At 42.1% G+C, this 23,216-nt stretch carries 21 protein-coding genes; 13 read left to right on the top strand and 8 right to left on the bottom strand.

Annotation, left to right across the window (positions count from 1 at the left end):
- Positions 1–248: 248 nt before the first annotated feature.
- On the bottom strand, positions 249–1,613 hold the full coding sequence (locus M2369_RS05890; protein WP_089374136.1) for a sugar porter family MFS transporter: 1,365 nt from the start codon (positions 1,611–1,613) through the stop codon (positions 249–251).
- Between the two features lie 270 nt (positions 1,614–1,883).
- Here M2369_RS05890 and M2369_RS05895 point away from each other — a divergent pair, with 270 nt between their 5' ends.
- A complete protein-coding gene (locus M2369_RS05895) occupies positions 1,884–2,849 on the top strand; it encodes an LCP family protein (protein ID WP_061420397.1) in 966 nt (321 codons plus the stop codon).
- A gap of 335 nt (positions 2,850–3,184) precedes the next feature.
- Positions 3,185–4,066, top strand: coding sequence for a Cof-type HAD-IIB family hydrolase (locus M2369_RS05900; RefSeq protein WP_259253567.1), 882 nt, complete (start codon positions 3,185–3,187; stop codon positions 4,064–4,066).
- 55 nt (positions 4,067–4,121) lie between these two features.
- Here M2369_RS05900 and M2369_RS05905 read toward each other — a convergent pair whose 3' ends face one another.
- The 5 genes from M2369_RS05905 to pgsB all read right to left on the bottom strand — a co-directional run bounded on the left by M2369_RS05905 (position 4,122) and on the right by pgsB (position 8,451).
- Positions 4,122–5,345: a C40 family peptidase gene (locus M2369_RS05905; RefSeq protein ID WP_259253569.1), complete on the bottom strand. Its 1,224-nt coding sequence runs from the start codon at positions 5,343–5,345 to the stop codon at positions 4,122–4,124.
- 107 nt (positions 5,346–5,452) lie between these two features.
- Positions 5,453–5,623 carry an extrachromosomal elements maintenance protein EdmS gene (gene edmS, locus M2369_RS05910; RefSeq protein ID WP_008343253.1) on the bottom strand — a complete coding sequence of 57 codons (171 nt, stop codon included), beginning with the start codon at positions 5,621–5,623 and terminating at the stop codon, positions 5,453–5,455.
- Positions 5,620–6,786, bottom strand: coding sequence for a CapA family protein (locus tag M2369_RS05915; protein ID WP_259253570.1), 1,167 nt, complete (start codon positions 6,784–6,786; stop codon positions 5,620–5,622). The genes edmS and M2369_RS05915 overlap by 4 nt, the downstream gene beginning before the upstream one ends.
- A gap of 18 nt (positions 6,787–6,804) precedes the next feature.
- The gene (gene pgsC / locus M2369_RS05920) at positions 6,805–7,254 is read right to left on the bottom strand and encodes a poly-gamma-glutamate biosynthesis protein PgsC (RefSeq protein WP_007497520.1); all 450 of its coding nucleotides are present in this window, start codon (positions 7,252–7,254) and stop codon (positions 6,805–6,807) included.
- Positions 7,255–7,269: 15 nt separating this feature from the next.
- Positions 7,270–8,451 (bottom strand): poly-gamma-glutamate synthase PgsB, encoded by a 1,182-nt coding sequence (gene pgsB, locus M2369_RS05925; RefSeq protein WP_007497522.1) that lies wholly within the window; start codon positions 8,449–8,451, stop codon positions 7,270–7,272.
- A 747-nt stretch (positions 8,452–9,198) separates the two neighbouring features.
- Here pgsB and M2369_RS05930 point away from each other — a divergent pair.
- The 9 genes from M2369_RS05930 to rbsB all read left to right on the top strand — a co-directional run bounded on the left by M2369_RS05930 (position 9,199) and on the right by rbsB (position 18,650).
- Positions 9,199–10,680 carry a spore germination protein gene (locus M2369_RS05930; protein ID WP_259253572.1) on the top strand — a complete coding sequence of 494 codons (1,482 nt, stop codon included), beginning with the start codon at positions 9,199–9,201 and terminating at the stop codon, positions 10,678–10,680.
- Positions 10,670–11,767: a GerAB/ArcD/ProY family transporter gene (locus M2369_RS05935; RefSeq protein WP_061420403.1), complete on the top strand. Its 1,098-nt coding sequence runs from the start codon at positions 10,670–10,672 to the stop codon at positions 11,765–11,767. The genes M2369_RS05930 and M2369_RS05935 overlap by 11 nt, the downstream gene beginning before the upstream one ends.
- Positions 11,757–12,899 (top strand): Ger(x)C family spore germination protein, encoded by a 1,143-nt coding sequence (locus M2369_RS05940; RefSeq protein WP_061420406.1) that lies wholly within the window; start codon positions 11,757–11,759, stop codon positions 12,897–12,899. The genes M2369_RS05935 and M2369_RS05940 overlap by 11 nt, the downstream gene beginning before the upstream one ends.
- A gap of 117 nt (positions 12,900–13,016) precedes the next feature.
- Positions 13,017–14,003: a LacI family DNA-binding transcriptional regulator gene (locus M2369_RS05945; protein WP_061420409.1), complete on the top strand. Its 987-nt coding sequence runs from the start codon at positions 13,017–13,019 to the stop codon at positions 14,001–14,003.
- Positions 14,000–14,878: a ribokinase gene (gene rbsK, locus M2369_RS05950; protein WP_259253576.1), complete on the top strand. Its 879-nt coding sequence runs from the start codon at positions 14,000–14,002 to the stop codon at positions 14,876–14,878. The genes M2369_RS05945 and rbsK overlap by 4 nt, the downstream gene beginning before the upstream one ends.
- Positions 14,875–15,267 (top strand): D-ribose pyranase, encoded by a 393-nt coding sequence (rbsD, locus tag M2369_RS05955; RefSeq protein WP_045033953.1) that lies wholly within the window; start codon positions 14,875–14,877, stop codon positions 15,265–15,267. The genes rbsK and rbsD overlap by 4 nt, the downstream gene beginning before the upstream one ends.
- A 15-nt stretch (positions 15,268–15,282) precedes the next feature.
- Entirely contained in the window at positions 15,283–16,764 is a 1,482-nt protein-coding gene (locus tag M2369_RS05960; protein ID WP_056408344.1) for a sugar ABC transporter ATP-binding protein, read from the top strand.
- A gap of 1 nt (position 16,765) precedes the next feature.
- Positions 16,766–17,719: a ribose ABC transporter permease RbsC gene (rbsC, locus tag M2369_RS05965; protein ID WP_008343271.1), complete on the top strand. Its 954-nt coding sequence runs from the start codon at positions 16,766–16,768 to the stop codon at positions 17,717–17,719.
- A 13-nt stretch (positions 17,720–17,732) separates the two neighbouring features.
- Entirely contained in the window at positions 17,733–18,650 is a 918-nt protein-coding gene (rbsB, locus tag M2369_RS05970; RefSeq protein ID WP_017368181.1) for a ribose ABC transporter substrate-binding protein RbsB, read from the top strand.
- A gap of 231 nt (positions 18,651–18,881) precedes the next feature.
- On the opposite strand, the gene M2369_RS05975 is transcribed toward rbsB, so the two are convergent.
- Together M2369_RS05975 and alsR are read right to left on the bottom strand one after the other, a co-directional pair.
- Positions 18,882–19,499: a flavin reductase family protein gene (locus tag M2369_RS05975; protein WP_024718717.1), complete on the bottom strand. Its 618-nt coding sequence runs from the start codon at positions 19,497–19,499 to the stop codon at positions 18,882–18,884.
- Between the two features lie 59 nt (positions 19,500–19,558).
- Entirely contained in the window at positions 19,559–20,446 is an 888-nt protein-coding gene (gene alsR, locus M2369_RS05980) for an acetoin biosynthesis transcriptional regulator AlsR (RefSeq protein ID WP_061420422.1), read from the bottom strand.
- Positions 20,447–20,596: 150 nt separating this feature from the next.
- Between alsR and alsS the strand changes: the two genes are divergently transcribed.
- Both alsS and budA read left to right on the top strand, forming a co-directional pair.
- Positions 20,597–22,297 (top strand): acetolactate synthase AlsS, encoded by a 1,701-nt coding sequence (alsS, locus tag M2369_RS05985; protein WP_061420426.1) that lies wholly within the window; start codon positions 20,597–20,599, stop codon positions 22,295–22,297.
- A gap of 44 nt (positions 22,298–22,341) precedes the next feature.
- Entirely contained in the window at positions 22,342–23,103 is a 762-nt protein-coding gene (budA, locus tag M2369_RS05990; RefSeq protein WP_370529243.1) for an acetolactate decarboxylase, read from the top strand.
- Positions 23,104–23,216: the final 113 nt, after the last annotated feature.

Below are 23,216 nucleotides of genomic sequence, written 5' to 3' on the forward strand. Positions count from 1 at the left end.
GCACGTTCAGAAGATGAGTGATTGTCCTTTCTTGATTAAACGTTTGTTTAACAAAGGGCTAAAATGAACTTGATTTTAGCCCTTTGTCTTCTTTTCAGCGTGATAGAAAACCTTTGCAGCCCTAGGAATGACGAGTACTGGCGCGGAGCGAATTTGACATTCGTGAGCACCAGCACGCAGGACTGCGGGCGAATGCGAGGGTTTGTCTACACGCTGAGACCAGCTGCCTCATGCAGCTGGTCTTTTTTTCATACCGTTTCCCCTTCGTCATTCACGACGGCACGGTTTCTCTTTTTTAAATCTTCTTCAATCTCTTCAAGACTTTTCCCTTTCGTTTCTGTGACTAAATATTTCACAAATAAGAAGGCACCTATGCCAATGGCTGCATAAATAAGGAAAAGGTTACTGATGCCAATTGCACTTAACAAGGTTGGGAATGTGAGCGAGATGATCAAATTCCCTGTATGCAGTAGGAAGGTCGATACCCCCGTACCAATTCCCCGGACATGTACCGGGAACAGCTCCGGCAGCATCACCCATACGACCGGGCCCCAGCTGACAGCAAAAATGACGATGAAAAGTCCTAAACATATAATCGTCGTCCACCCTGCAGCTGTTGATCCCTCGAAAAAACGATTGACCACTGCTAGAACAATCAAACTAAGAACCATCCCTACATTTCCAAATAGGAGTAACGCTTTCCGCCCGACACGATCAATGATTTTAATCGCAACAAACGTCATGACAACATTGACTGCACCAATTCCTACAGTTCCTAAAATGGCTGCTGAATCGCCAAAGCCGACACTTGTGAATGTTTTTGGTGCATAATAAATGATCGTATTTGTCCCAATAAACTGCTGTAAAAAGGCTAAACCGACACCAGCAATTAAAGCGGGGCGCACCCATGGCTCGAGTAATTCCTTAAGACCACCTTTTTCTTCACTTTCTGCTTTTTGAATATCCGCAATTTCGTCTTCAACTTCTTGCTTGCTTTGTCTAAGTTTTGACAATATTTCTTTCGCCCGGTCCGCCTGTCCTTGGACAAACAGCCAGCGAGGACTTTCTGGCATAAACAAAATACCACATAACAAGAGAACAGAAGGAACAACGGCAATTCCAAGCATCAGACGCCATGCCTCTGCATCTGCTAAAACGTAGTTCACAATATAGGCAAGAAGAATACCAAATGTGATCATGAGTTGGTTTAATGAGGAAAGTGCCCCTCTTGATTCCTTTGGCGCAAGTTCAGATAAATATAATGGAACAATCGTCGTCGAGCATCCGACAGCAAGTCCTAGCACGATTCGGAATAAGACCATGACCTCCGTATTCGGTGCAAGGGCTGTTCCAAATCCGCCGATAATAAATAAAATGGCTGCGGCGATTATCGCTTTTTTCCGTCCGAATTGATCTGTCAGTTTTCCAGAAAGAGAAGACCCGAGCATCGCCCCGATTAAAATCGAGCTGACCACAAGTCCCTCTGTAAATGCATTTAAACCTAAATCCTCTTTCATAAATAAGATAGCGCCAGAAATGACACCTGTATCGTAACCATATAAGGCGCCGCCAAGTGCGCCGAAGAAATAAAGCCACCCATTCCGATTTTTCATGATCATAACCCCTCTTTTATCTATGTAATGACTGGATGTTTCTCTATGAAAAATCATTTTCCTCACTTCCTGTCATTTCAAACATTTCGATGTTTTATGACAAATATATTTCATTTGCGTATCATTGAAACTTTTTTAGATAAGGAAACGTCAATTAAGCGTTAGTGAAAAAAATGTCGCACTATATCCCGTTTTAAGGTATATTTGTTTTAGTTTGTAAGCAGGAAGAAGGACATCTTTACTATAAAATCATAGCGAGGGTTTAAATATATGGATCAAACAAGAAGTAAACGCAAAGGCAAAAAGCGTTTAAAACCATGGGTGAAAGTCACTCTTTTTATTTTTGGTATTCTTTTACTGACAACCGCTTCTGTCACCGGCTATGCCTACTATAAAGTGACATCAGCTGCGAAAAAAGCACAAGTCTCTCTAGACCGCGGTGCACAATCTGTCAAACGGATTGAAGCATTTGATCCTGGGAAAGACAGCTTTTCTGTCTTGCTGCTTGGCATTGACAGCAGACCAGGCGAAACCGTCAAACAAGCACGAAGCGATGCAATGGTATTAGCGACAGTAAATCGTACGAATAAAACCGTGAAATTATTAAGTATTCCAAGGGACTCATATGTTAATATTCCAGGTCATGGTTATGACAAAATCACACATGCACACGCATTTGGTGATGCAGATCTCACGGTGAGTACAGTTGAGAATTTACTAGATATTCCTGTCGACTTTGTGATTGAAAGTAATTTCAAAGCATTTAAGGAAATTGTGAACGAATTAAACGGTGTTTCCGTTAACATTAAAGATGAATATGTTGTGAAACAGATTCTTAAAGATACAAAGGGCAAAGTTCAGCTGCAAACGGGTACTCACACACTAGATGGTAATCAAGCTCTCGCTTATGTGAGAACAAGAAAAGCAGACAGTGATCTCATGCGTGGACAGCGTCAAATGGAAGTTTTAAAAGCCATTTTCGATAAATCAAAATCAGTAACGTCTATTCCGTCTTATGACAATATCATAGATACTCTAGGCGATAACGTCTCAACTAACCTGTCAATGAAAGAACTAGTCGGTCTTTTCCCACTACTCACTTCATTGAAATCTGTTGATACGATTCAACTAAAAGGAACTGATTACCAGCCAAATGGCGTTTATTATTACCAATTGGATCAAAACCAACTGAACGAAGTCAAAACGGAATTGAAGAAACAGCTTGAATTATCATAAACACAGAAAGCGTCCTTTTGGGCGCTTTTTATGTGTTGCGCTTTTTCTTCTTTTCAGCGTGATAGAAAACCTTTGCAGTCTAGGAAGGACGAGCACCGAAGCAGAGCGAATTTGACATTCGTGAGCACCGGAGCGCAGGACTGACAAAAAATGCGAGGGTTTGTCTACACGCTAAAAGCGTCCTTTTGGGCGCTTTTTCTTATATCCTTGATCAATTGACCATTTTTGTTTAGCCTTAAAGAGAGGAATCCACGATCCGACTCTTTCATGAGAATGAAGGAAATCGTACATACTTTGAAGAGGCTATTGCATGAATGAAGGAGGATATAACAGCAATGAAAAAAATGATTGCGATTGATTTAGACGGTACACTCTTAAATACGAAAAGTGAAATATCTGCTCAAAACCGGCAAGCATTGATTCGTGCGAAGGACGCTGGATATATTGTGACCATTTGTACAGGGCGCGCGACTTTTGATGTAAAAGAGCTTCTTGGGGATTTGGACATTCCCATTATTGCGGCAAACGGAGGAACTGTCCATACAGAAGGGTACAAGCTCTTCAGCAGAATCACCCTTGATCAAGAAGCTGGAAGACGTGCTGCAAAGGAATTAGTGGAACGGAACATTTATTTCGAGGTCTATACAGACGATGCCCTCCTTTCCCCATTTGATGGAAAAGAAAAGCTCAAAGCTGAATTTGATATGATCAAAAGCGCCAATCCTAACGAGGATGTAGCTGATTTATGGGAAGGGGCGATGACTCAATTTAAACAGTTTGGCATTAAACCTGTCGATGACATCCGTCAAATTTTTGAGTCGAATGAACCAACTTATAAATTACTATGCTTCTCCTTTGATATGAATAAGCTACAAGAAGCACGAGATCTTCTTTCTAAGATGCCTGAGCTCTCCTTGACCTCATCTGGAGAACATATCATTGAGGTACTGCCAAAAGAGTCAGGTAAAGGACATGCCCTCAAAAAACTTGCAGCCCATTATGGCGTAGACCGATCCAATATTTATGCGATAGGTGACAGCCCCAATGATCTATCCATGTTCGATGAAGCAGGACACAGGATAGCGATGGGGAATGCGGTGGATGTCATTAAAGAAAAAAGCACCTATATCACAAAAGGCAATCATGAAGATGGCGTCGCCTATTTTATTGATCTGCTTTTACAGAATCAATTTCAAGAAAAAAAGACGCTTGTCTGATCAGCGCCTAGTGAGAAGTCGAGAAGTCCGATCCGAGCATTGATCGGGCTTTTTCTTATTTTTTAATTCTAACAGCCGTCTCATATTTATCCTTCCAATACGTACTTGTTTTCATATTGGTAATGACAACGCCATTTGAAACCGTCACATGAATGACTTGATTTGAACCAGCATAAATGGCTGGCATCAACGAAGTCCCTTTAAAAAAGACAAGATCTCCTGGCTTTAGTTCCGATCGTTTCACAGGTGTGCCTGCTTTAACTTGTCCCGATGCATAGCGAGGCATCTCAATTCCAAGCACTTCTTGATAGATATACTGCGTGAATCCTGCTGTATCAAAGCCTTGCTTTGGGCTCGCACCACCTTTTACATAAGGTACTTCTCCAATATACGTAGCAGCTTTTGATACGACTGGGGCTTCTTTCGCTAGTTTCAACTCAGTTAATCGTTTCGCACCTGTCCATTTCTCACGCCAATACGATTCAGACAAATAAGAAATCGTCACACTTTCCGAACGGCTCGCATGAATAAAGCGGTCTCCTCCGATGTACATTCCTACATGTGAAATTCCTTTTTTATACGTGTTGCTAAAAAAAACAAAGTCTCCAGGCCGAATATCGTCTCGTGCTACTTTCTCTCCAACCATCCATTGCTGCTCAGCACTTCTTGGTAAATAAATCCCAAGTGATTTTTCAAACAAATATTGTAAAAAACCTGAACAATCGAATCCTACTTTTGGATCTGATGCCCCGAATACATAAGGGATTCCTAAATATTTCATCGCATCTTTCACCAGTTGATCATCCGACATCTCTTGGGAGACAGGCAGCCGTTTGACCGCATAGAACCGATCGGTCCAATATTTACTTTTGCTGACATCTGTTTTCACCACCCCTTGACTGAGTGTGATGTGGATCACTTGATCATTTCCAGCGTACAAAGCAACATGTGTAGGGATGTCTTTTGTTTCTTCAAGACTGCGAAAATAGACAAGGTCTCCGGGCTTCGCTTTTCCCCATGATACGTTTTCACCGATTTGGTATTGATCGATCACCTTTCGCGGCAAATCAAATGCACCTGTTGTTTTGTATACATATTGTATAAAGCCAGAAGCATCAAAGCCCGTTTTCGGATCGATTCCTCCTTTATGATAAGGCGTACCTATCAGCGTTTCCGCTTGTTTTAAAGGAGATGTTGTTTGAGCAGACACCTCTGTTTGAGACATAAACATGAGTCCTACAATGGCACATCCTCCAAGCAGTATTCCTTTCCATTTCATCCTCTCTTCCTCCTTTCTTTTATAGTTTCGACATGACCCCTCTCATTTTACACCTTTTTCCGTCAAAAAAAGAGCACGCCTCGCGTGCTCTTTTCATCATCATTTCTTTATTTACTCGCTTCCGCTTTTGACTGCTTTTGCTGCTCAATTTTCTGCATTTCAACCGAGATCTTTTGTTTCTCATGATCTGTGAGGCTGTCGCTAAATTTAAAAGCAGACATAAAGACAAAGACTAAAATTAACGCAACAAACGGCCAGCTTGCTTTAAGGAATTTCATTTTTTATCCTTCCCCTCGTTTTCTTTTAATGTTTGAACTTTATCAGAATGATCGACTTCAAAGAGAATATGTCCGTCTTTTTCTTTCCAATCCGCATTCGTGCCATTTGTCAGCATACGGATAATCGATTTTGATTCAAGAGATCCTGCTTTGACTGGAGCAGGTGTCGCTTCTTTGATGTACATTGGAACCACTTCAAATGTCGCTTTTCCATCTTCATTCAGATGATACTGAACAATGGCAGAATCACGTGTTCTTGACCAGCCTTGGTCAAAAATAAAGTTCCCCAAGCTATAGAAAATCGCTGTTCCGTTATAGACTTCCATCGGCTCAAGAACGTGCGGGTGTGCACCGATAATGATATCAGCACCAGCCTTTGACATCGCTCTTGCCAGCTCTCTTTGTCTGTCGTTTACTTCATTGTTATATTCCTGTCCCCAGTGCGCATGAACAACAACGATATCTGCCTTTTCAGCAGCTTGTGAAATCATCGGAATAAAGATAGATGGATCAGCTGGCAGAATACCTGCCTTGCGATTTGTTGCTTTAAAATCTTTTCCATATACATCTGTAAAACCAAGGGTAGCGATTTTAACGCCATTCACTTCTTTGTATGAAATGTTCTGCTTCGCATCTTTGACGTTGCGCCCTGCCCCTGTATAATCCATGTCAGCTTTTTCAAAGGCATCAATCGTGTTATTTAAGCCTTTTTCACCGTAGTCTGCTGCATGGTTATTCGCAAAGTTTAGTACAGAGAAATTCAAATCCTTTAACGCTTGTACAGAATCTTCATCTGTTTTCAAATGAATATTCTTTTGTGCTGCCTGTTCCTTATCTGAAGCCACTGGATGCTCAAAATTCCCTGTTACATAATCTGATACATCAAAATACGGCTTCGCATAGCGGAACAGGTGCTGCTTTCCATAGCGGTCTGTTACTTTCTCTACATTTCTTCCAAACATAATATCTCCGACAAACGAAGCGGTCAGGATGTTTTCTGGATTCTTTTCTACAGTTGGTACTTGTGCTTTCCCGATAAATGTAAATAGAAATGTACAAGCAATGACAATCGGTAAAGCAATCAGTACATGTTTATTCGTCTTTTTCTTTTGGTTCTTTGTGATTTTCAGCAGCTTTTCCTGAAAGCTCAATTTTTTATTCATCATTGGACACACCTTATCTTAAAATAGATAGTAAACATACATGATGGCAAATGTTGCACCACTTAGAAGTAATGTGCTTCCAAGGGTAATCGTAAGACCTTGCTTTTGAATCGTATTCGCAATCAATCCAGGCACGATGATTCCGATTCCACGGAATTCTGCTATTTCAAACGGAACCACTGGATAGAAGAAATCAAATATGAGCTTTAGGGCAATTCCTGTAATCAGCATCGCCGCAAACTTTCTGCGTCCGTACAAAATCATAAATTTCGATAGACCAAAACGAACGATCACATATGTCAGCAAGCTGACAGATAAAACAACTAAAATGAAGACTGGCTGGTTAAAGACGAGCGCCAGATAACCTGGAACAACCAACCCAGCTGGTACGATTCCTGTTTTTTCTGCAAAGATTAAACTGAGTAGAACACCTAAAATTAACGAGATATAAAGATCTGATCCGAACATTTTCTATATTTCCTCCTAGCTGACAAGCTGCTTAATTTTGTATTCTTGAATTTTTTCGATTAAAGGTTCAGCGGCGCCGTGAATATTGCCGACTCCATAAACCACTCGATTATGAAGCTTTTTCTCAAGCATGTTCATAATTTGTTCTGTAGATTGATATTCAAGGTTGTGTAAGTGGTCAGCCGGAATTTTTCCATCCTCAAATGCCTTCACAATTGGATCTGTCGTTTCACCAATTAAGACAAGATCACTTGCTTCAATATAAGGAAGTACATCCTCCGCAAACTGGATCGTTCTATCTACGCGATCCGCACGACAGTTCATGATAATAATCGGTTCATCTGTTGGATACCCAATTTCCTTCACACGCTTCCAAATGTTCAATGTAGATGCTGCGTCATTAGCCGCAAATCCATTTACAAAATGTCCAGGTGTTTTTGCGTCCATTAATGGAAGAATTCTCATCGCTCCTGGATCAGGCGGCGCATTTAACATCCCTCTGAATGCCGTATCTTCATCAATTCCCAATGCTTGTGCGACACCAAGTGCAAGTGAAGCATTATCCGGGAACACCATGTACTCAAATTTCCGTAAATACTCATCGGTAATCTTGGAATTATCTGCAACAATCACTTCAGTATTGCGCTTTTTCGCAATCTCTTTAAAGAAATCTGTATATTCACTATCCGTAATAACCAAGTGCCCATTGTAAGGAATTGTCGCTGTAAAGGCTTCAGCTATTTCATCAAGAGTTGGTCCCATCACATCCATATGATCTTCAAGAACGTTTACGATCACGCCAATATTCGCTTGAAGCAGCTCTTCCTGAAAGATAATTTGGTAATCTGGATTCACCGCCATACATTCACTGACGATGGCATTTGCTCCTCTTTCAACGGTTTCTCTCATAACTTCTTTCTGCTCTCCGATATTTGGTCCTTGCGGTTTCCTTTTAATCGGTTTCTCTTCTGGCGTATCCCAATAAATCATTCTTGCATCCGTTCCTGTTGTTTTGCCGACAGTTTTATAACCTGCCTCCATTAAGATACCGGTTGTCAATCTTGTAACGGTAGACTTTCCGCGTATACCATTAATATTGACGCGTACCGGCAGGGCATCGATATTTTTCTGATGACGCTTCTTTTCAATAAAGCCAATCCCTAACATGATGACACAGGCTATAACGATTAACCACATCGCTTATCTACATCTCCTTTTTTTATGAGTGTGATATGTAAATTCAATCAACAGTATATAGGTTCAGCATAAAATCACAATCGGTATTATGTAACATAATCTTTCACTTCCTCGTATGCCAAATTCCTCTAATCAGAAGGCGTATTTGCCTATCTCACGCTCAAATGAAAAGGCCAAAAGACGGACAAAATGACGACTGAATTTCTGCTTCAAACAAGAGAAAGCGTTACCATCATACAGTGGAAAATCTTTTGTCCTTTTCTCCCTAAATTTTTCGACAATTATTAAGATGTATTTTGAATCAATGTTTTAAAGCCCTCTCATCTCTATGAAATCAGTCATATCAGCGCTTTAAATGAATAGTGCGTGTTTTAGAATATTTTATATTTTTAAATGAACAGGTTAGAAAGTCATCCTCATTGGTCAGAACGCTATGTGTTGACCTATGACAAAGGTCACCTCTCAAAAAATCAAGTCATCTGCTTATTTTCAGGTCACAAAAAATTGGGATAAGATGTCAAAGATTAATCATTTTGTTATAGACTCTTTTTACGATATTCACTCCTTATGACCTAAACAATGAAACATTATTCATTTCTTTTTATCAAGATTCATCATTTCTTAACATTTTTAATGTGATTTTAGTTGAAAGTTGTCGGTGCGTGTCATGCTTTCCCTAAAGATGACGCATAAAATCATCTTCTCGGCTTACACTATGGTTAAAAAATCTGTGAGAGGAGGCTAAAGATGCCAAATACGAATGAACAAACACGCTTACACTTTTTATCAGGTGGTTTTGAGGAAAAGATTCGGATTCTGAAAAAAGCATTTCAGCAAAGCGCTGATTTTGAATACCGGGAATTGATGGTGAATGAAACGAAATCAGTGCTGTTTTTTATTAAAACAAGAGTGGATGAAAGTAAATTAAACAACTTCATTATTGGCAACTTGCTTGGCCCTCCTGGAAAACAGGACTATGCAAAATCTCTTAGTACACTCGAAACAGGTGACTTGACGCTGATTGTCGACAGTATTATTGCCGGAAGTATTGCCTTCCTTGATGAAAAATCCGCACAGATTAAAATATTTGCTGTTGGGCAGCCGCCGCTGCGTTCCATTTCTGAACCTTCTTCTGAAAGTATTATTGCAGGCGCACATGATGGATTTGTTGAGAGTTTAGATACCAATTTATATTTGCTGCGTTCACACTTAAATGATCGAAAACTTGCAATCCAGTATCATAAGGTCGGTACAAAATCTGAAACAAAGGTTGCGACGGTTTATATTTCTGATATTGCCAATCAAGAAAAGATAGATGAGGTTAACAAACGAATTTCTTCTATTAAAGTAGACACGCTGCTTAGCCCCGGTTCTATTGTAGAGGCGATTGAGGATGATTCGTATTCCATCTTCCCGCAGCTTATTGACACAGAACGACCTGACAAAGTGAGATCCGCCATTCTTGAAGGAAGAATTGTCGTCTTAATGGACGGCAGCCCAATGGCTATCATTCTGCCTATTACGTTCTTTAGCTTCTTTCAATCACCAGATGACTACAATAGTCGCTGGATTCCAGCTACGTTTATTCGTATTCTTCGTTATATTGCCTGTATCATCGCTGTGATTTTGCCTTCTTTTTATATAGCAGTCATCGGCTTTCATTATGAGGTAGTCCCGGATGAATTAGCGATTACGATGAAAAATTCCATTATCGGCATTCCTTTTCCGCCTTTAATAGAAGCTATGCTGATGGAGATTACGATTGAGCTCATACGCGAAGCTGGGGTGCGTCTGCCAAAGCCAATTGGACAGACCATTGGGATTGTAGGCGGTTTGGTCATTGGAGATGCGGTAGTAAAAGCTGGGCTCATTTCGAATGTTCTTATCGTTGTGGTCGCCGTGACCGCTGTTGCTTCCTTTGTTCTTCCTTCGTTTGAAATGACGTCTACCATCAGGATGCTGCGTTTTCCCCTCATGTTCATGGCATCGATGTTTGGGTTTATTGGCATTTCATTCGGCCTGTCGATCGTCCTGATGAATTTATGCCGCCTTGAATCACTAGGTGTCCCGTATTTATCTCCAGTAGCTCCATTTAACTGGCAGGACTTAAAAGACACTGTGATTCGGTTACCGATGTGGATGTATAAAAAGCGCCCTGTTTACTTAAATCCAAAAAAGAAAGAGCAAATTGAAAATTTGAGAGGATGGAAAAATCAAGATGAAAAATAAAATATCTCCATCTCAAGCTGTCTTTTTTATCATTCAATCTCAAATTGGTGTCGGTATTTTAGCCCTGCCTCATTTGCTCATGAAAGATATGGGGCAAGATGGCTGGATGGCTATCATTTTGGCATGTTTTTTTATCCAAATCATCAATACCATTTTTATATATATCATTCACAAATATCCTGAGACATCATTTTTCGAGGCGTTAATTGAGGTTTTTGGAAAATGGATTGGGCGAATCTTAGTGGCTCTTTATACAATTTATTTCGCCTCAGTCTGTATTGTCGTTCTATCTATTTTCACGAGAATTCTGGGTATATGGGTTTTACCACTTACACCCAATTGGGTCATCAACCTACTACTCATGATATCCATCCTTTACATCGCCAAGGAACAAATTACAGCGATTGTCAGATTCAACTTTATTCTGACTCCTTTTTTACTCTTGTTGTCTCTCATCATGCTGTATTCATTAAAAGGAACCAATATCGACTACCTTATGCCCTTTTTCCAAACGGACTTCTCTCAATTTCAGCTTGGATTGAAGGATGTTGTATTATCTATGAATGGATTTGAGATGATTCTGATCATTTCTCCACTGATGAAAGGCACCATTAAAGCGCGATACAAGGTCATGACCATTGCCAATATATGCACGACTCTTTACTACCTATTTATCACAGTGATTTGTTTTATGTTTTTCAGCCCGATTGAGCTTAAAATCATTCCAAATCCTGTTCTTTATCTGTTAAAAACCATTTCGTTCGGTGTGATTGAGCGAACAGACTTGATCTTTCTCAGTTTCTGGGTATTTATCATTCTTGCCACACTCAGCAATTACCTTTACTTTTGTGCGAATGGCGTGGCAAGTATTCTTAAGAAAAAAGAACACAAAAAATATGTCTTTTATTTTGCCATTTTGATCTATGCGGCTAGCTGTTACCTTGCAACCGATAATTTTAGAATTCAGCGTTTTAATGACTTTACCACCATTGCGCAATATTCATTTATTTACACACTCCCAATCTTTATGGCCATTATCATCTTTATCAAACATCGCAAAGGGAAGGTGAAATCACATGCGTCATAAGTACATACTGACGTTGCTCATGTGTGTGTCTCTCATATTCATGCCTGGCTGCTGGGATCAAAATTTATTAAAGAACATCTCTCTTGTGTTAACCTCCGCTGTTGATCAAGGAGAGGATGAAAATGCAAGATACTCGATTACTTATCGAAAGGTGCAGCAGTCTCAAAGTATGGAACAAGGAAATACAGGTAGCTTTTTAACCACTCTTCTCACAACGGAAGCCCCTACTTTAAGAAAAGCGAGAACCAACTTCAGCCGGATTGTGGATCAAAAAATAGACATGTCGAAAATGCGGGTGATGCTGATCGGTGATGAATTTGCCCAAAATCGTCTTCTGCCCTACTTAGATATGTTTTATCGTGATCCAAAAAGTCCCCTCCTCGCAAATCTTGCCGTTGTTCAAGGGGGGACCTGTGAAGAAGTGATTAACTCGCTGCTGAAGGAAAAACTCATCGTGAGTGACTATTTAAATAACTTGATCACAACCGCATCACGCTCCTCCCAAGTAGCACCTAAAAACATCCAAAGTATTCGATCTAAGATGCTCCAAACTGGAGAGGACTTCACACTGCCGTTAATCTATTTTGATCAATCGAAGAAATTAATCAATGTCAAAGGGGTTGCTCTATTTGATAATGAGAAGAAGAAAGGCGAGCTGTATGGTCAAGATGCGATTCTGCTCACCGTAATGGACGGGAAAATGGGCAAGTATGCGAACTTCACTAAAAAAGTGAGAAGTGACATGAAGTCAAAAGAAAACAATTACATCACCATCCAAGTCACTGATGTGAAGAGAGACATCAAGATTCTGAATCCTGATCATCGAAACTTAACATACTCACTCAAATTTGAATTTAATACTTCTGTCCTTGAGTACCCAAAAGATAATCTAGATACAGATAAAAAAATTGAAATGCTCAACAAAAAGCTATCAGTCATTTTGACAAAAGAAGCAGAAAAAATTGTTGCTGCCCTGCAAGATGCGAATTCCGATGTGCTAAGCCTCGGCAGAAAATACAGAGTCAGACATTATGATGAGTATATGAAAATGAATTGGGTCACCGATTATCCAAAAGTGAAAATCATCCCAAAAATCAAAGTGAACATTACCCAAACAGGCATTATTAGTTAAGAAAAGGAAGACGACCTCTTTCTTTTCTTTTTTTATTTTTTTAAGATTGTTTTTTCAATGCTTTCGTGATAATCTATCTGTGTAAACGGTTACACATTGATGAAGGGAGGCACTCCATTGGCTACAATTAAAGATGTTGCAAAAGCTGCTCAAGTGTCTGTTGCAACTGTTTCACGCGTGCTCAATGATACTGGATACGTCCATATTGATACGAAAACCCGTGTGACACAAGCGATGCAGGAGCTAAACTACTTCCCCAATGAAGTGGCACGATCCCTTTTTAAAAGAGAATCAAGATTAGTTGGTCTCATCTTACCTGATATCACAAACCCCTTCTTCCCTCAGCTGGCTAGAGGCGTTGAGGATGAGATTCATGCAAACGGTTTTCGCTTATTATTCGGAAACAGTGATGAAGATCGGGAGAAGGAAATGGCCTATTTACAAACCTTTAAGCAAAACCAGGTGGTCGGTGTCATCGCTGTCACAAACGAACCTGAATCGGATTTGTACAATAATGATGAACTGCCTGTTGTCTTCTTAGATCGTACCGTTCCAAATGCGCCTTCTGTGTTTGCAGATGCTACGGCAGGCGGGAAAATGGCTGCAATGGAATTAATCAAACGCGGCAGTCAGCAGATCACATTGCTAAAAGGGCCCGCTCATCTTCAAACGGCGCGGCAAAGATTCAAAGGCGCACTTGATGTTCTGACTGAAGAAGGTGCTAACTTTCATGTGATGTCTAACGCTTCTTTTTCTTTTCAGGAAACCCGAAAAAGCGCCAAGGCTCTTTTCAAGCTGTACCCTGAAACAGATGGCATCATTGCCAGCAATGACATCGTCGCAGCAGCCGTCGTACACGAAGCGCTTCGTATTGGAAAAGCCATTCCAAAAGACGTCCAAATCATTGGATTTGATGATATTCCGCAAAGTGAACTGCTCTTCCCTTCTCTATCAACGATCCGGCAGCCTGCCTATGATATGGGGAAAGAAGCCGCAAAGCTGATCATTAAAGCCATTCAAAAACAGCCAATAGATCAAGCAGTTATTCAAATGCCCGTCTCTTTTATTGAACGAGAGACCACAAGAAAGGTGGATTCACAATGAGTCAAATAGTTGTCGTAGGAAGTTGTTCCATGGATCTAGTTGTCACATCGAATAAGCGTCCCAATGCAGGAGAAACCGTCCTAGGTGAATCATTTAAAACGGTTCCTGGGGGAAAAGGAGCCAATCAAGCAGTAGCAAGCGCAAGGCTCGGTGCAGATGTATATATGATCGGCCGAGTTGGTGATGACGCATATGGTCAGGACATTATGAGCAATTTGCAAGCACAAGGTGTTCGCACCACCTATATGAAACCGGTTACCGAAATGGAAAGCGGAACAGCTCATATCATTTTAGCTGAAGGAGATAACAGCATTGTTGTCGTCAAAGGAGCAAACAATGAGGTAACACCTCATTATGTAAAAGATGCGCTTTCTTCTATTGAAAATATCGGAATCGTCCTCATCCAGCAGGAAATTCCTGAAGAAACAGTCGAAGCCGTCTGCACCATTTGCAGCGAGAAAGGGATTCCGGTCATCTTAAATCCCGCACCAGCTCGTCAAGTTTCTCAGCAAATATTAGATCAAGCTGCCTATATTACTCCAAACGAACACGAAGCAGCTCTTATGTTTGATGGACTCACCATAGCAGAAGCTTTGCGACAATATCCAAACAAATTACTCATTACAGAAGGAAAAAATGGGGTTCGTTACTTTGATGGATCAAAAGAAGTGTTGGTACCGGGCTATCCTGTGAAAGCCGTCGACACAACAGGGGCTGGCGATACCTTTAACGGCGCTCTGGCTGTAGCACTAACAGAAGGAAATTCCCTATACGACGCACTTGCCTTTGCCAACTTAGCCGCATCTATCTCAGTCACAAAATTTGGTGCCCAAGGCGGCATGCCAGCAAGAGAAGAATTGGAGAATAAGAAATGAAGAAAAATGGTATTTTAAATAGTCATATCGCCAAGGTACTTGCTGACCTTGGTCATACAGATACGATTGTCATTGCAGACTGCGGCCTGCCCATTCCAGAAGGCCCGGTCAAGATCGACCTTGCATTATCCATCGGCACACCATCCTTTCAGGAGGTTACTTCCCTTCTTCTTGAGGAAATGGCCGTTGAACACATCACGATCGCCAGTGAAATCAAAGAAGCCAATGAGAGAGATCATTCATTTCTAAAGAAAGCGTTCTCACATCCGTTAGATGAAGTCGATCACGAGACATTTAAAGACATGACCAAACAGGCAAAAGCAGTGATTCGAACGGGTGAAGCCACCCCATACGCAAACTGCATTCTTCATGCCGGTGTCATCTTTTAAAAGGAGGAGCCACTTATGAACATTGAAATGCATAACATCCATAAGACCTTTGGAAAAAACACCGTTCTCGCCGGGGTCTCCTTTGACCTCGTCACAGGTGAAGTCCATGCACTAATGGGTGAAAACGGGGCAGGAAAATCAACGTTAATGAATCTGCTGACAGGACTCTATTCCCTGGATCAAGGAACGATTCAAATCGACGGAAAAGAAACCGCTTTCAAAAATCCGAAAGAAGCCGAGCAGAACGGGATTGCCTTCATTCATCAGGAGCTGAATATATGGCCTGATATGACGGTACTTGAGAATTTATTTATCGGGAAAGAAATCTATACAAAACTTGGTCTTCTAGACACCAAGAAAATGAAAACCCTCGCCCAAGCGCAGCTCGACCGATTGTCTGTCAACCTATCTCTCGATCAAGAGGCAGGAAGCTGTTCTGTCGGCCAAAAGCAGATGATTGAGATTGCGAAAGCGTTAATGACCGATGCAAAGGTCATTATTATGGATGAACCAACAGCTGCTCTCACAGACCGTGAGATTGAAAAGCTATTTCAGGTCATTGAATCACTCAAAAAAGAAGGCGTTTCCATCGTCTACATTTCTCACCGTATGGAAGAAATCTTCGCCATCTGTGACCGAATAACCATCATGCGTGACGGGAAAACGGTCGATACGAAAGCGATACCGGACACGAATTTCCATGAAGTCGTCAAAAAAATGGTCGGCCGCGAATTAACTGATCGTTACCCTGAACGCACACCTTCTACTGGTGATACCGTCCTAGAAGTGAAGCAAGCAACGAGGAAAGGCCGCTTTCAAGATGTCAGTTTTTCCGTCAAAGCTGGAGAAATTGTCGGTGTTGCAGGCTTAATGGGTGCTGGCCGGACGGAAATGATGCGGTCGCTCTTTGGACTCGATCCCCTGGATCAAGGAGAAATTTGGGTTCATGGGAAAAAGGCTGTCATTAAAAAACCAAGTGATGCAGTCAAACTTGGCATCGGTTTTATCACGGAGGATCGTAAAGATGAAGGACTGATGCTGGATGCATCCATTCGGGAAAACATCGGCTTGCCTAACTTAGACAGCTTCTCTCCAAAGGGGCTGATCGATAAGAAAAACGAGCAGGACTTTGTTGACCTTCTCATCAAACGACTCACGATCAAAACCGCTTCATCTGAAATTTCTGCACGCAGCCTGTCCGGTGGAAATCAGCAAAAGGTCGTCATCGCCAAATGGATCGGCATTCAGCCGAAGGTACTCATTCTAGATGAACCGACAAGAGGTGTCGACGTCGGGGCGAAACGAGAAATTTATCAGCTCATGAACGAGCTGACGGATCGAGGCGTTGCGATTTTGATGGTCTCCTCTGAGCTCCCAGAAGTTCTTGGAATGAGCGATCGAGTGCTTGTCATCCATGAAGGAACCATCAGCGGAGAATTAAGTAAAACAGAAGCTACACAAGAACGAATTATGACACTAGCTACAGGAGGGAAGTAACATGAAACCACTTACTTCAAATGGACGATTTGACCACATCATGCAAAAGCTTGGGCCATTCTTAGGACTCATCATCCTTGTTGCCATTGTTTCTATTTTAAATCCGGCCTTTTTAGAACCATTAAACATTTTAAACTTACTCAGACAAATCTCCATTAACGCCCTCATTGCCTTTGGCATGACGTTTGTTATTTTAACCGGAGGAATTGATTTGTCTGTCGGTGCCATTCTAGCGCTGTCTAGTGCTCTGACTGCCGGCTTTATTGTATCTGGTTTGGACCCGATTCTTGCCATCATCGTTGGATGTATCATCGGTGCCATCCTTGGAATGATCAACGGTCTTTTAATCACAAAAGGAAAAATGGCTCCTTTTATCGCAACACTTGCGACGATGACGATTTTCAGAGGATTGACGCTTGTTTATACAGACGGAAACCCTATTACAGGGCTTGGCTCTAACTATGCATTTCAGCTATTTGGCCGTGGATACTTCTTAGGGATTCCTGTTCCAGCGATCACCATGCTTCTCACCTTTATCGTTCTTTGGGTCTTGCTTCATAAAACACCTTTTGGCAGAAGAACGTATGCCATTGGCGGAAATGAAAAAGCAGCCCTCATCTCAGGTATTAAAGTACCACGCGTCAAAATCATGATTTACTCATTAGCCGGCTTTATGTCTGCTTTAGCAGGTGCGATCTTAACATCTCGTCTCAACTCAGCCCAGCCAACAGCTGGTACGTCGTATGAACTTGATGCAATTGCTGCCGTTGTACTTGGCGGGACAAGCCTATCCGGCGGAAGAGGGCGAATTGTCGGCACACTCATCGGGGTACTCATTATCGGGGTCTTGAACAATGGTATGAACTTACTTGGTGTTTCATCATTCTATCAGTCTGTTGTGAAAGGGATTGTCATCTTAATTGCAGTCCTACTCGACAGAAAGAAATCTGCTTAAGGAGGCAGCTGCTATGAAAAAATATGTAATCCTGATCGTGACTCTCTCATTATTCATGCTTTCTGCCTGCTCGCTTGAACCGCCAGAGTGGGCCAAATCAACAAAGGATGGCAAGAAAAAAGACATAAAAATCGGACTATCGATCTCGACTTTAAATAACCCATTCTTCGTTTCTCTTAAAAACGGTGTGACAAAAGAAGCGAAAAAGCTTGGCATTGAAGTTGTCATTGCCGATGCACAAAATGATTCAGCCAAACAAACAAGTGATGTAGAAGATTTAATTCAACAAGGGGTTGATGCATTACTCATCAATCCCGCCGATTCCTCTGCCATATCAACGGCTGTCGAATCTGCGAATGCTTCAGACATACCGGTCATCACATTAGACCGTTCGGCAGAAAGCGGAAAGGTTGAAGCGCTCGTTGCTTCCGATAACATCAAAGGCGGCGAAATGGCAGCTAACTTTATCATCGACAAAGTCGGTAAAGGAGCAAAAGTGGCTGAACTAGAAGGTGTACCAGGTGCTTCTGCGACACGTGAACGAGGAAAAGGTTTCCATCAAATTGCAGACAAAAAGTTAGATGTCACAGCAAAACAAGCCGCTGACTTCGACCGGACAAAAGGGCTCAACGTGATGGAAAACCTTCTTCAAGGAAACCCTGACATCAAAGCCGTTTTTGCCCACAATGATGAAATGGCACTTGGCGCACTAGAGGCCATCCAAAGCTCTGGAAAAGACATTCTTGTCGTCGGTTTCGACGGTAATGAAGATGCACTCAACTCGATCAAAGCAGGAAAACTATCTGCAACAGTCGCGCAGCAGCCAGAGCTGATCGGTCAACTGGCAGTCGGCGCTGCTGACGATGTATTAAAAGGAAAAAAGGTAGAAAAAAATATCGCCGCTCCATTGAAACTAGAACAAAAGAAATAAACACTAAACCCCCGATAGCCTCGGGGGTTTTAGATTATAGACAAAGGCTGAAATGAACTTTATTTTAGCCTTTGTCTTCTTTTCAGCGTGATAGAAAACCTTGCAGTCTAGGAAGGACGAGCACCGGAGCAGAGCGAATTGACATTCGTGAGTACCGAAGCGCAGGACTGACAAAGAATACGAGGGTTTGTCTACACGCTGGACCACCGATAGCCTCGGGGGTTTTAGATGTTATTCCGGCCTCTTCAGTACAAATGGCGTGCCTAAATGGGCATAATCATTACCTGCTAGGCGCGCGACTGGCTTTAATTCATTCGTAAAAATATATCCTTTTTCCGCATCATAGACGGATTCATCTAAATGCGCACACACCACCCGGCCAATGATATGATCGACTGTGATCTCCCCTTCATCATTTTGAAAGGTCAGATGTTTTTCCAGCTGACATTCAAAGCGAATGCGTGCTTCCTTGATTCCTGGCACTGACACCACGCTGCTCTTCACTTGATGAAGACCGGTACGAGTCAGCTCACTCTCTTCCTCTGGCAAAGTAGCAGCTGTTTCATTAATATCTTCAATCATCGCTTCATCACTCACATGGACAACAAATTCTTCCCTGTCGATGATATGTTTTGCTGTATCTTTCATCTCTCCTTGACGACGTCCAATAGAAACAGCGATCAGCGGAGGATGGCCGCTGATGACATTAAAGAAACTAAATGGTGCAGCATTGACGACTTCTTCTTTAGAAAGGCTTGTAATAAATGCAATGGGTCTTGGAACGACGGAACCAGATAATACTTTATATGCTTCTTTTCGTGACAACTGATCCATTTGTAATGTAATCACTTCAGACATGCCTCCTCTTGTATGTAACGACATCATACCATACCCCGTTCTCTCTTCCCTTATTCCGGCTCAGTGCGATGGAGAATATGATGGACAAGATGAAACAATGCCGGATTATGATTTTCTCGTCTATAAGAAATGGTCCATTCCGCGAGTAGCTGCTCACCTTCAATTGACCGATACACCACATCTAAATTAAATAAACGCCGGGCCGATGTTGGAATGATAGCAATTCCGATTCCCGCTGTGACAAGCCCAATGACCATTTGATATTCTGCTGCTTCCTGCACGATATTGGGTGAAAATCCGTACTTTTCACAAAGTAGGACAAAATGCTGATAAAGGGACGGCCATGATTCCTTTGATAAAGAAATAATCGGCTCATCACGAATATCTTCAATCGTGACTGCTTCTTTTTCCGCCAGCGGATGGTTTTTCGGAATCGCAAAAATACATTCACTTTGCTTCATTAAACGACTGACCAATTCTTCTTGCGGTGATGTAGGATGCAAAAAACCAATATCAATCTCACCATTCAAAAGCGCCTCAAGCTGCTGCGGGACAGAGAGCTGTTGCAGTTCAATACTGACAGAGGGGTACCGCTCTCTGAATTCACGGACAACTGGCGGCAGAATATCATATGTCGCTGTACCAACGAAACCGATGATAATCTTCCCAAGCTCCCCTCTTGCCGTATGCCGAGCATGATCAACGGCTTTATCAAGCTGATGCAGCACCCCCCGGACCTCATGTAAAAAAACCTTTCCAGCAGCTGTTAACTCCACCACCCGTTTAGACCGGTGAAACAAAGGAAATCCCAATTCTTCCTCAAACTGCTTAATTTGCTGACTAAGTGGAGGCTGTGTCATGTTCAATCGTGCGGCCGCTCTGCCGAAATGCAGCTCCTCCGCGACTGTGACAAAATACTGCAAATGTCTCAGTTCCATCCTTTCACTCCTCAAACACTTATTCGTGAAACATATTAAAACTACGTTAAACATATATTGGAAAATTTATTTTGTGAAATGTATAGTAAATCATATCATGAAAATATATTTTCATAAAAAATTTTACTTGCCGAAAGGAGTGCGGGGTAAATGAATTCTCAAACACAACCCCTAACAAAACGAGGAGCAGAGTTGATTGTCGATACGCTCATTGCCCAAGGTGTGACCCATGTTTTTGCGATTCCAGGTGCAAAAATTGATGCAGTATTTGATGTATTAAAAGACAGAGGTCCAGAGCTTGTGCTATGCAGACACGAACAAAATGCGGCATTCATGGCAGCAGCTGTCGGTCGTTTAACTGGCAAACCAGGCGTTTGTCTCGTTACATCAGGTCCTGGCGCATCCAATTTAGCGACAGGTCTATTAACAGCCAATACAGAAGGTGACCCTGTTGTTGCAATCGCTGGAAACGTCATCCGTGCGGATCGGCTCAAACGAACACATCAATCACTCGACAATGCGGCATTATTCAAACCAGTGACAAAATATAGCGTTGAAGTACAAGACGTAAACAATATACCAGAAGCATTAACAAATGCTTTTCGCGCGGCACAAAGAGGTCAAGCTGGGGCAGCATTTATCAGCTTTCCACAAGATGTCGTGACCGAACACACCACACAAACACCAGTGTCTGCTCACCCTTCTCCAGAACTAGGTCCTGCACCGGATGCTCTCATCAGTTCGGCCATCGCCAAAATTCAAAATGCGCACTTACCTGTTGCAATTGTGGGAATGAAAGCTAGCCGTCCAGCTGCGGCAAATGCGACAAGAACATTATTAAAAACACTTGGTATCCCATTTGTCGAAACGTACCAAGGAGCAGGTGTTCTCTCAAGAGAGCTTGAGCCTCAATATGTGGGCAGAATCGGTTTATTCCGTAATCAGCCAGGCGACCTTCTCATTGAGAAAGCGGATGTGATTTTAACTATTGGCTTTGATCCAATCGAATACGATCCGAAGCATTGGAATTTGAAACCGCAGCAGCGTCAAATCATCCATGTGGATGACATGCAGGCAGATATTGACCATTTCTATGAACCGACGCTTGAGCTTGTGGGCAATATATCTGAAACGGTGCAACATCTAGCCCACGACAGCGTTCCACTTTCATTATGCAAAAAGAACGTAGATCTCGTCACAGAATTACAAGAGCTGTTAAGTGATATCGAAAAAACACCAGAAAGAGAAAGTCATTTATCACACCCGCTGGATGTCATTCATACGTTGAGACGTATCATCCCAGATGACATGAAAGTGACATGTGATATCGGATCGCACGCCATTTGGATGTCTCGCCACTTCCGTGTTTATGAACCGAACACGTTCCTAGTGAGTAACGGAATGCAAACACTTGGTGTGGCATTACCATGGGCGATTGCAGCCTCCATATTGAATCCAGATGAAAAGATCATTTCAGTCTCAGGTGATGGTGGTTTTCTCTTCTCCGCCATGGAATTAGAAACAGCCGTGCGCATGAAAACAAATCTCGTTCATCTCGTTTGGAACGACAGCACATACGATATGGTGGCATTCCAGCAGGAAATGAAGTATGACCGTACGTCTTGTGTTGAGTTCGGTCAGATCGACTTAGTGAAATATGCAGAAAGCTTTGGAGCAACTGGATTACGTGTCAACTCACCTGAAGAGCTTTCAACTGTCCTTCAAAAGGGTATAAACATAGAAGGACCCGTTATTATTGATATTCCGATAGACTATCAAGACAACCCAGACCTCGCCAGTCAAAAATGGCCAGAAGTCTTTCGTGAAAAACACACAACGAACGTCAGATAAGACTTCGATACATTACGTTAAAGGAGTGAGCGGATATGGGTATGATGCACCCAATGAATCAACAAAATAACACAATACCGCAGGACAAAAAGCAAGAGGTCTATCAAGTATCAACCATGACCTCCTTGCTGGAAGCCGTATACGATGGAGATTTCTCCCTATCACATATTCCCGAGCATGGTGATTTTGGCATTGGCACATTCAATCAATTAGATGGGGAACTAATCGGCTTTGATGGCGCTTTTTATCGACTGCGCTCTGATGGAACAGCCACACCAGTAACCGATCAAGATTATTCACCATTCTGCTCTCTAGCATTTTTTGAAACGGACATCGTTCATCGAATTGATGCACCGATGACGTCCAAAGAGCTAGAGGAAGAAATCGACCGAATCTTACCGAGCAAGAATGTCTTTTATGCGATCCGCATCGATGGGTCATTCAAAAAGGTTCAAACCCGTACGGTTGAAAAACAGGAAAAACCTTACGTTCCGATGGTGGAAGCAGTCAAGTCACAGCCTATTTTCGATTTTGAAAATATTCGCGGAACGATTGCAGGCTTCCGTACACCACAGTACGCACATGGCATTGCGGTAAGTGGATATCATCTCCACTTTATTGATGATGATCGAAGCGTAGGCGGGCATGTATTTGATTACACTGTGGATCAAGTGACCATCCGAATTTCCCAAAAACGTCACATGAATTTACACCTTCCAAATACGCAGGAGTTCTTCCAAGCAGACATTGATCGTGCTGACCTTGCACAGCAAATTGCTAGTGCGGAAAGCAGCCCAGAAAAATAAAATGAAAACACCCCGGTGATGGGACTGACCCCCGTTTTTGAGACAGGGATCAAAACACCTTTATACAGCCAATTGCCGATAGTTTATCGGTGATTGGTTGTTTAGTTTCGTTT

This window comes from Bacillus sp. JUb11 (assembly GCF_024807925.1).
Classification (GTDB): Bacteria; Bacillota; Bacilli; order Bacillales; family Bacillaceae; genus Bacillus; species Bacillus altitudinis.

Coding starts and splice junctions, on each gene's coding strand:
- alsR (WP_061420422.1), bottom strand. CDS start 20,446: ATGGAACTGAGACATTTGCAGTATTTTGTCACAGTCGCGGAGGAGCTG.
- pgsB (WP_007497522.1), bottom strand. CDS start 8,451: ATGTGGTTAATCGTTATAGCCTGTGTCATCATGTTAGGGATTGGCTTT.
- M2369_RS05895 (WP_061420397.1), top strand. CDS start 1,884: ATGGATCAAACAAGAAGTAAACGCAAAGGCAAAAAGCGTTTAAAACCA.
- M2369_RS05900 (WP_259253567.1), top strand. CDS start 3,185: ATGAAAAAAATGATTGCGATTGATTTAGACGGTACACTCTTAAATACG.
- budA (WP_370529243.1), top strand. CDS start 22,342: ATGCACCCAATGAATCAACAAAATAACACAATACCGCAGGACAAAAAG.
- rbsK (WP_259253576.1), top strand. CDS start 14,000: ATGAGTCAAATAGTTGTCGTAGGAAGTTGTTCCATGGATCTAGTTGTC.
- rbsD (WP_045033953.1), top strand. CDS start 14,875: ATGAAGAAAAATGGTATTTTAAATAGTCATATCGCCAAGGTACTTGCT.
- M2369_RS05890 (WP_089374136.1), bottom strand. CDS start 1,613: ATGAAAAATCGGAATGGGTGGCTTTATTTCTTCGGCGCACTTGGCGGC.
- M2369_RS05905 (WP_259253569.1), bottom strand. CDS start 5,345: ATGAAATGGAAAGGAATACTGCTTGGAGGATGTGCCATTGTAGGACTC.
- rbsC (WP_008343271.1), top strand. CDS start 16,766: ATGAAACCACTTACTTCAAATGGACGATTTGACCACATCATGCAAAAG.
- M2369_RS05935 (WP_061420403.1), top strand. CDS start 10,670: ATGAAAAATAAAATATCTCCATCTCAAGCTGTCTTTTTTATCATTCAA.
- M2369_RS05915 (WP_259253570.1), bottom strand. CDS start 6,786: ATGAATAAAAAATTGAGCTTTCAGGAAAAGCTGCTGAAAATCACAAAG.
- M2369_RS05940 (WP_061420406.1), top strand. CDS start 11,757: ATGCGTCATAAGTACATACTGACGTTGCTCATGTGTGTGTCTCTCATA.
- rbsB (WP_017368181.1), top strand. CDS start 17,733: ATGAAAAAATATGTAATCCTGATCGTGACTCTCTCATTATTCATGCTT.
- pgsC (WP_007497520.1), bottom strand. CDS start 7,254: ATGTTCGGATCAGATCTTTATATCTCGTTAATTTTAGGTGTTCTACTC.
- edmS (WP_008343253.1), bottom strand. CDS start 5,623: ATGAAATTCCTTAAAGCAAGCTGGCCGTTTGTTGCGTTAATTTTAGTC.
- M2369_RS05930 (WP_259253572.1), top strand. CDS start 9,199: ATGCCAAATACGAATGAACAAACACGCTTACACTTTTTATCAGGTGGT.
- alsS (WP_061420426.1), top strand. CDS start 20,597: ATGAATTCTCAAACACAACCCCTAACAAAACGAGGAGCAGAGTTGATT.
- M2369_RS05960 (WP_056408344.1), top strand. CDS start 15,283: ATGAACATTGAAATGCATAACATCCATAAGACCTTTGGAAAAAACACC.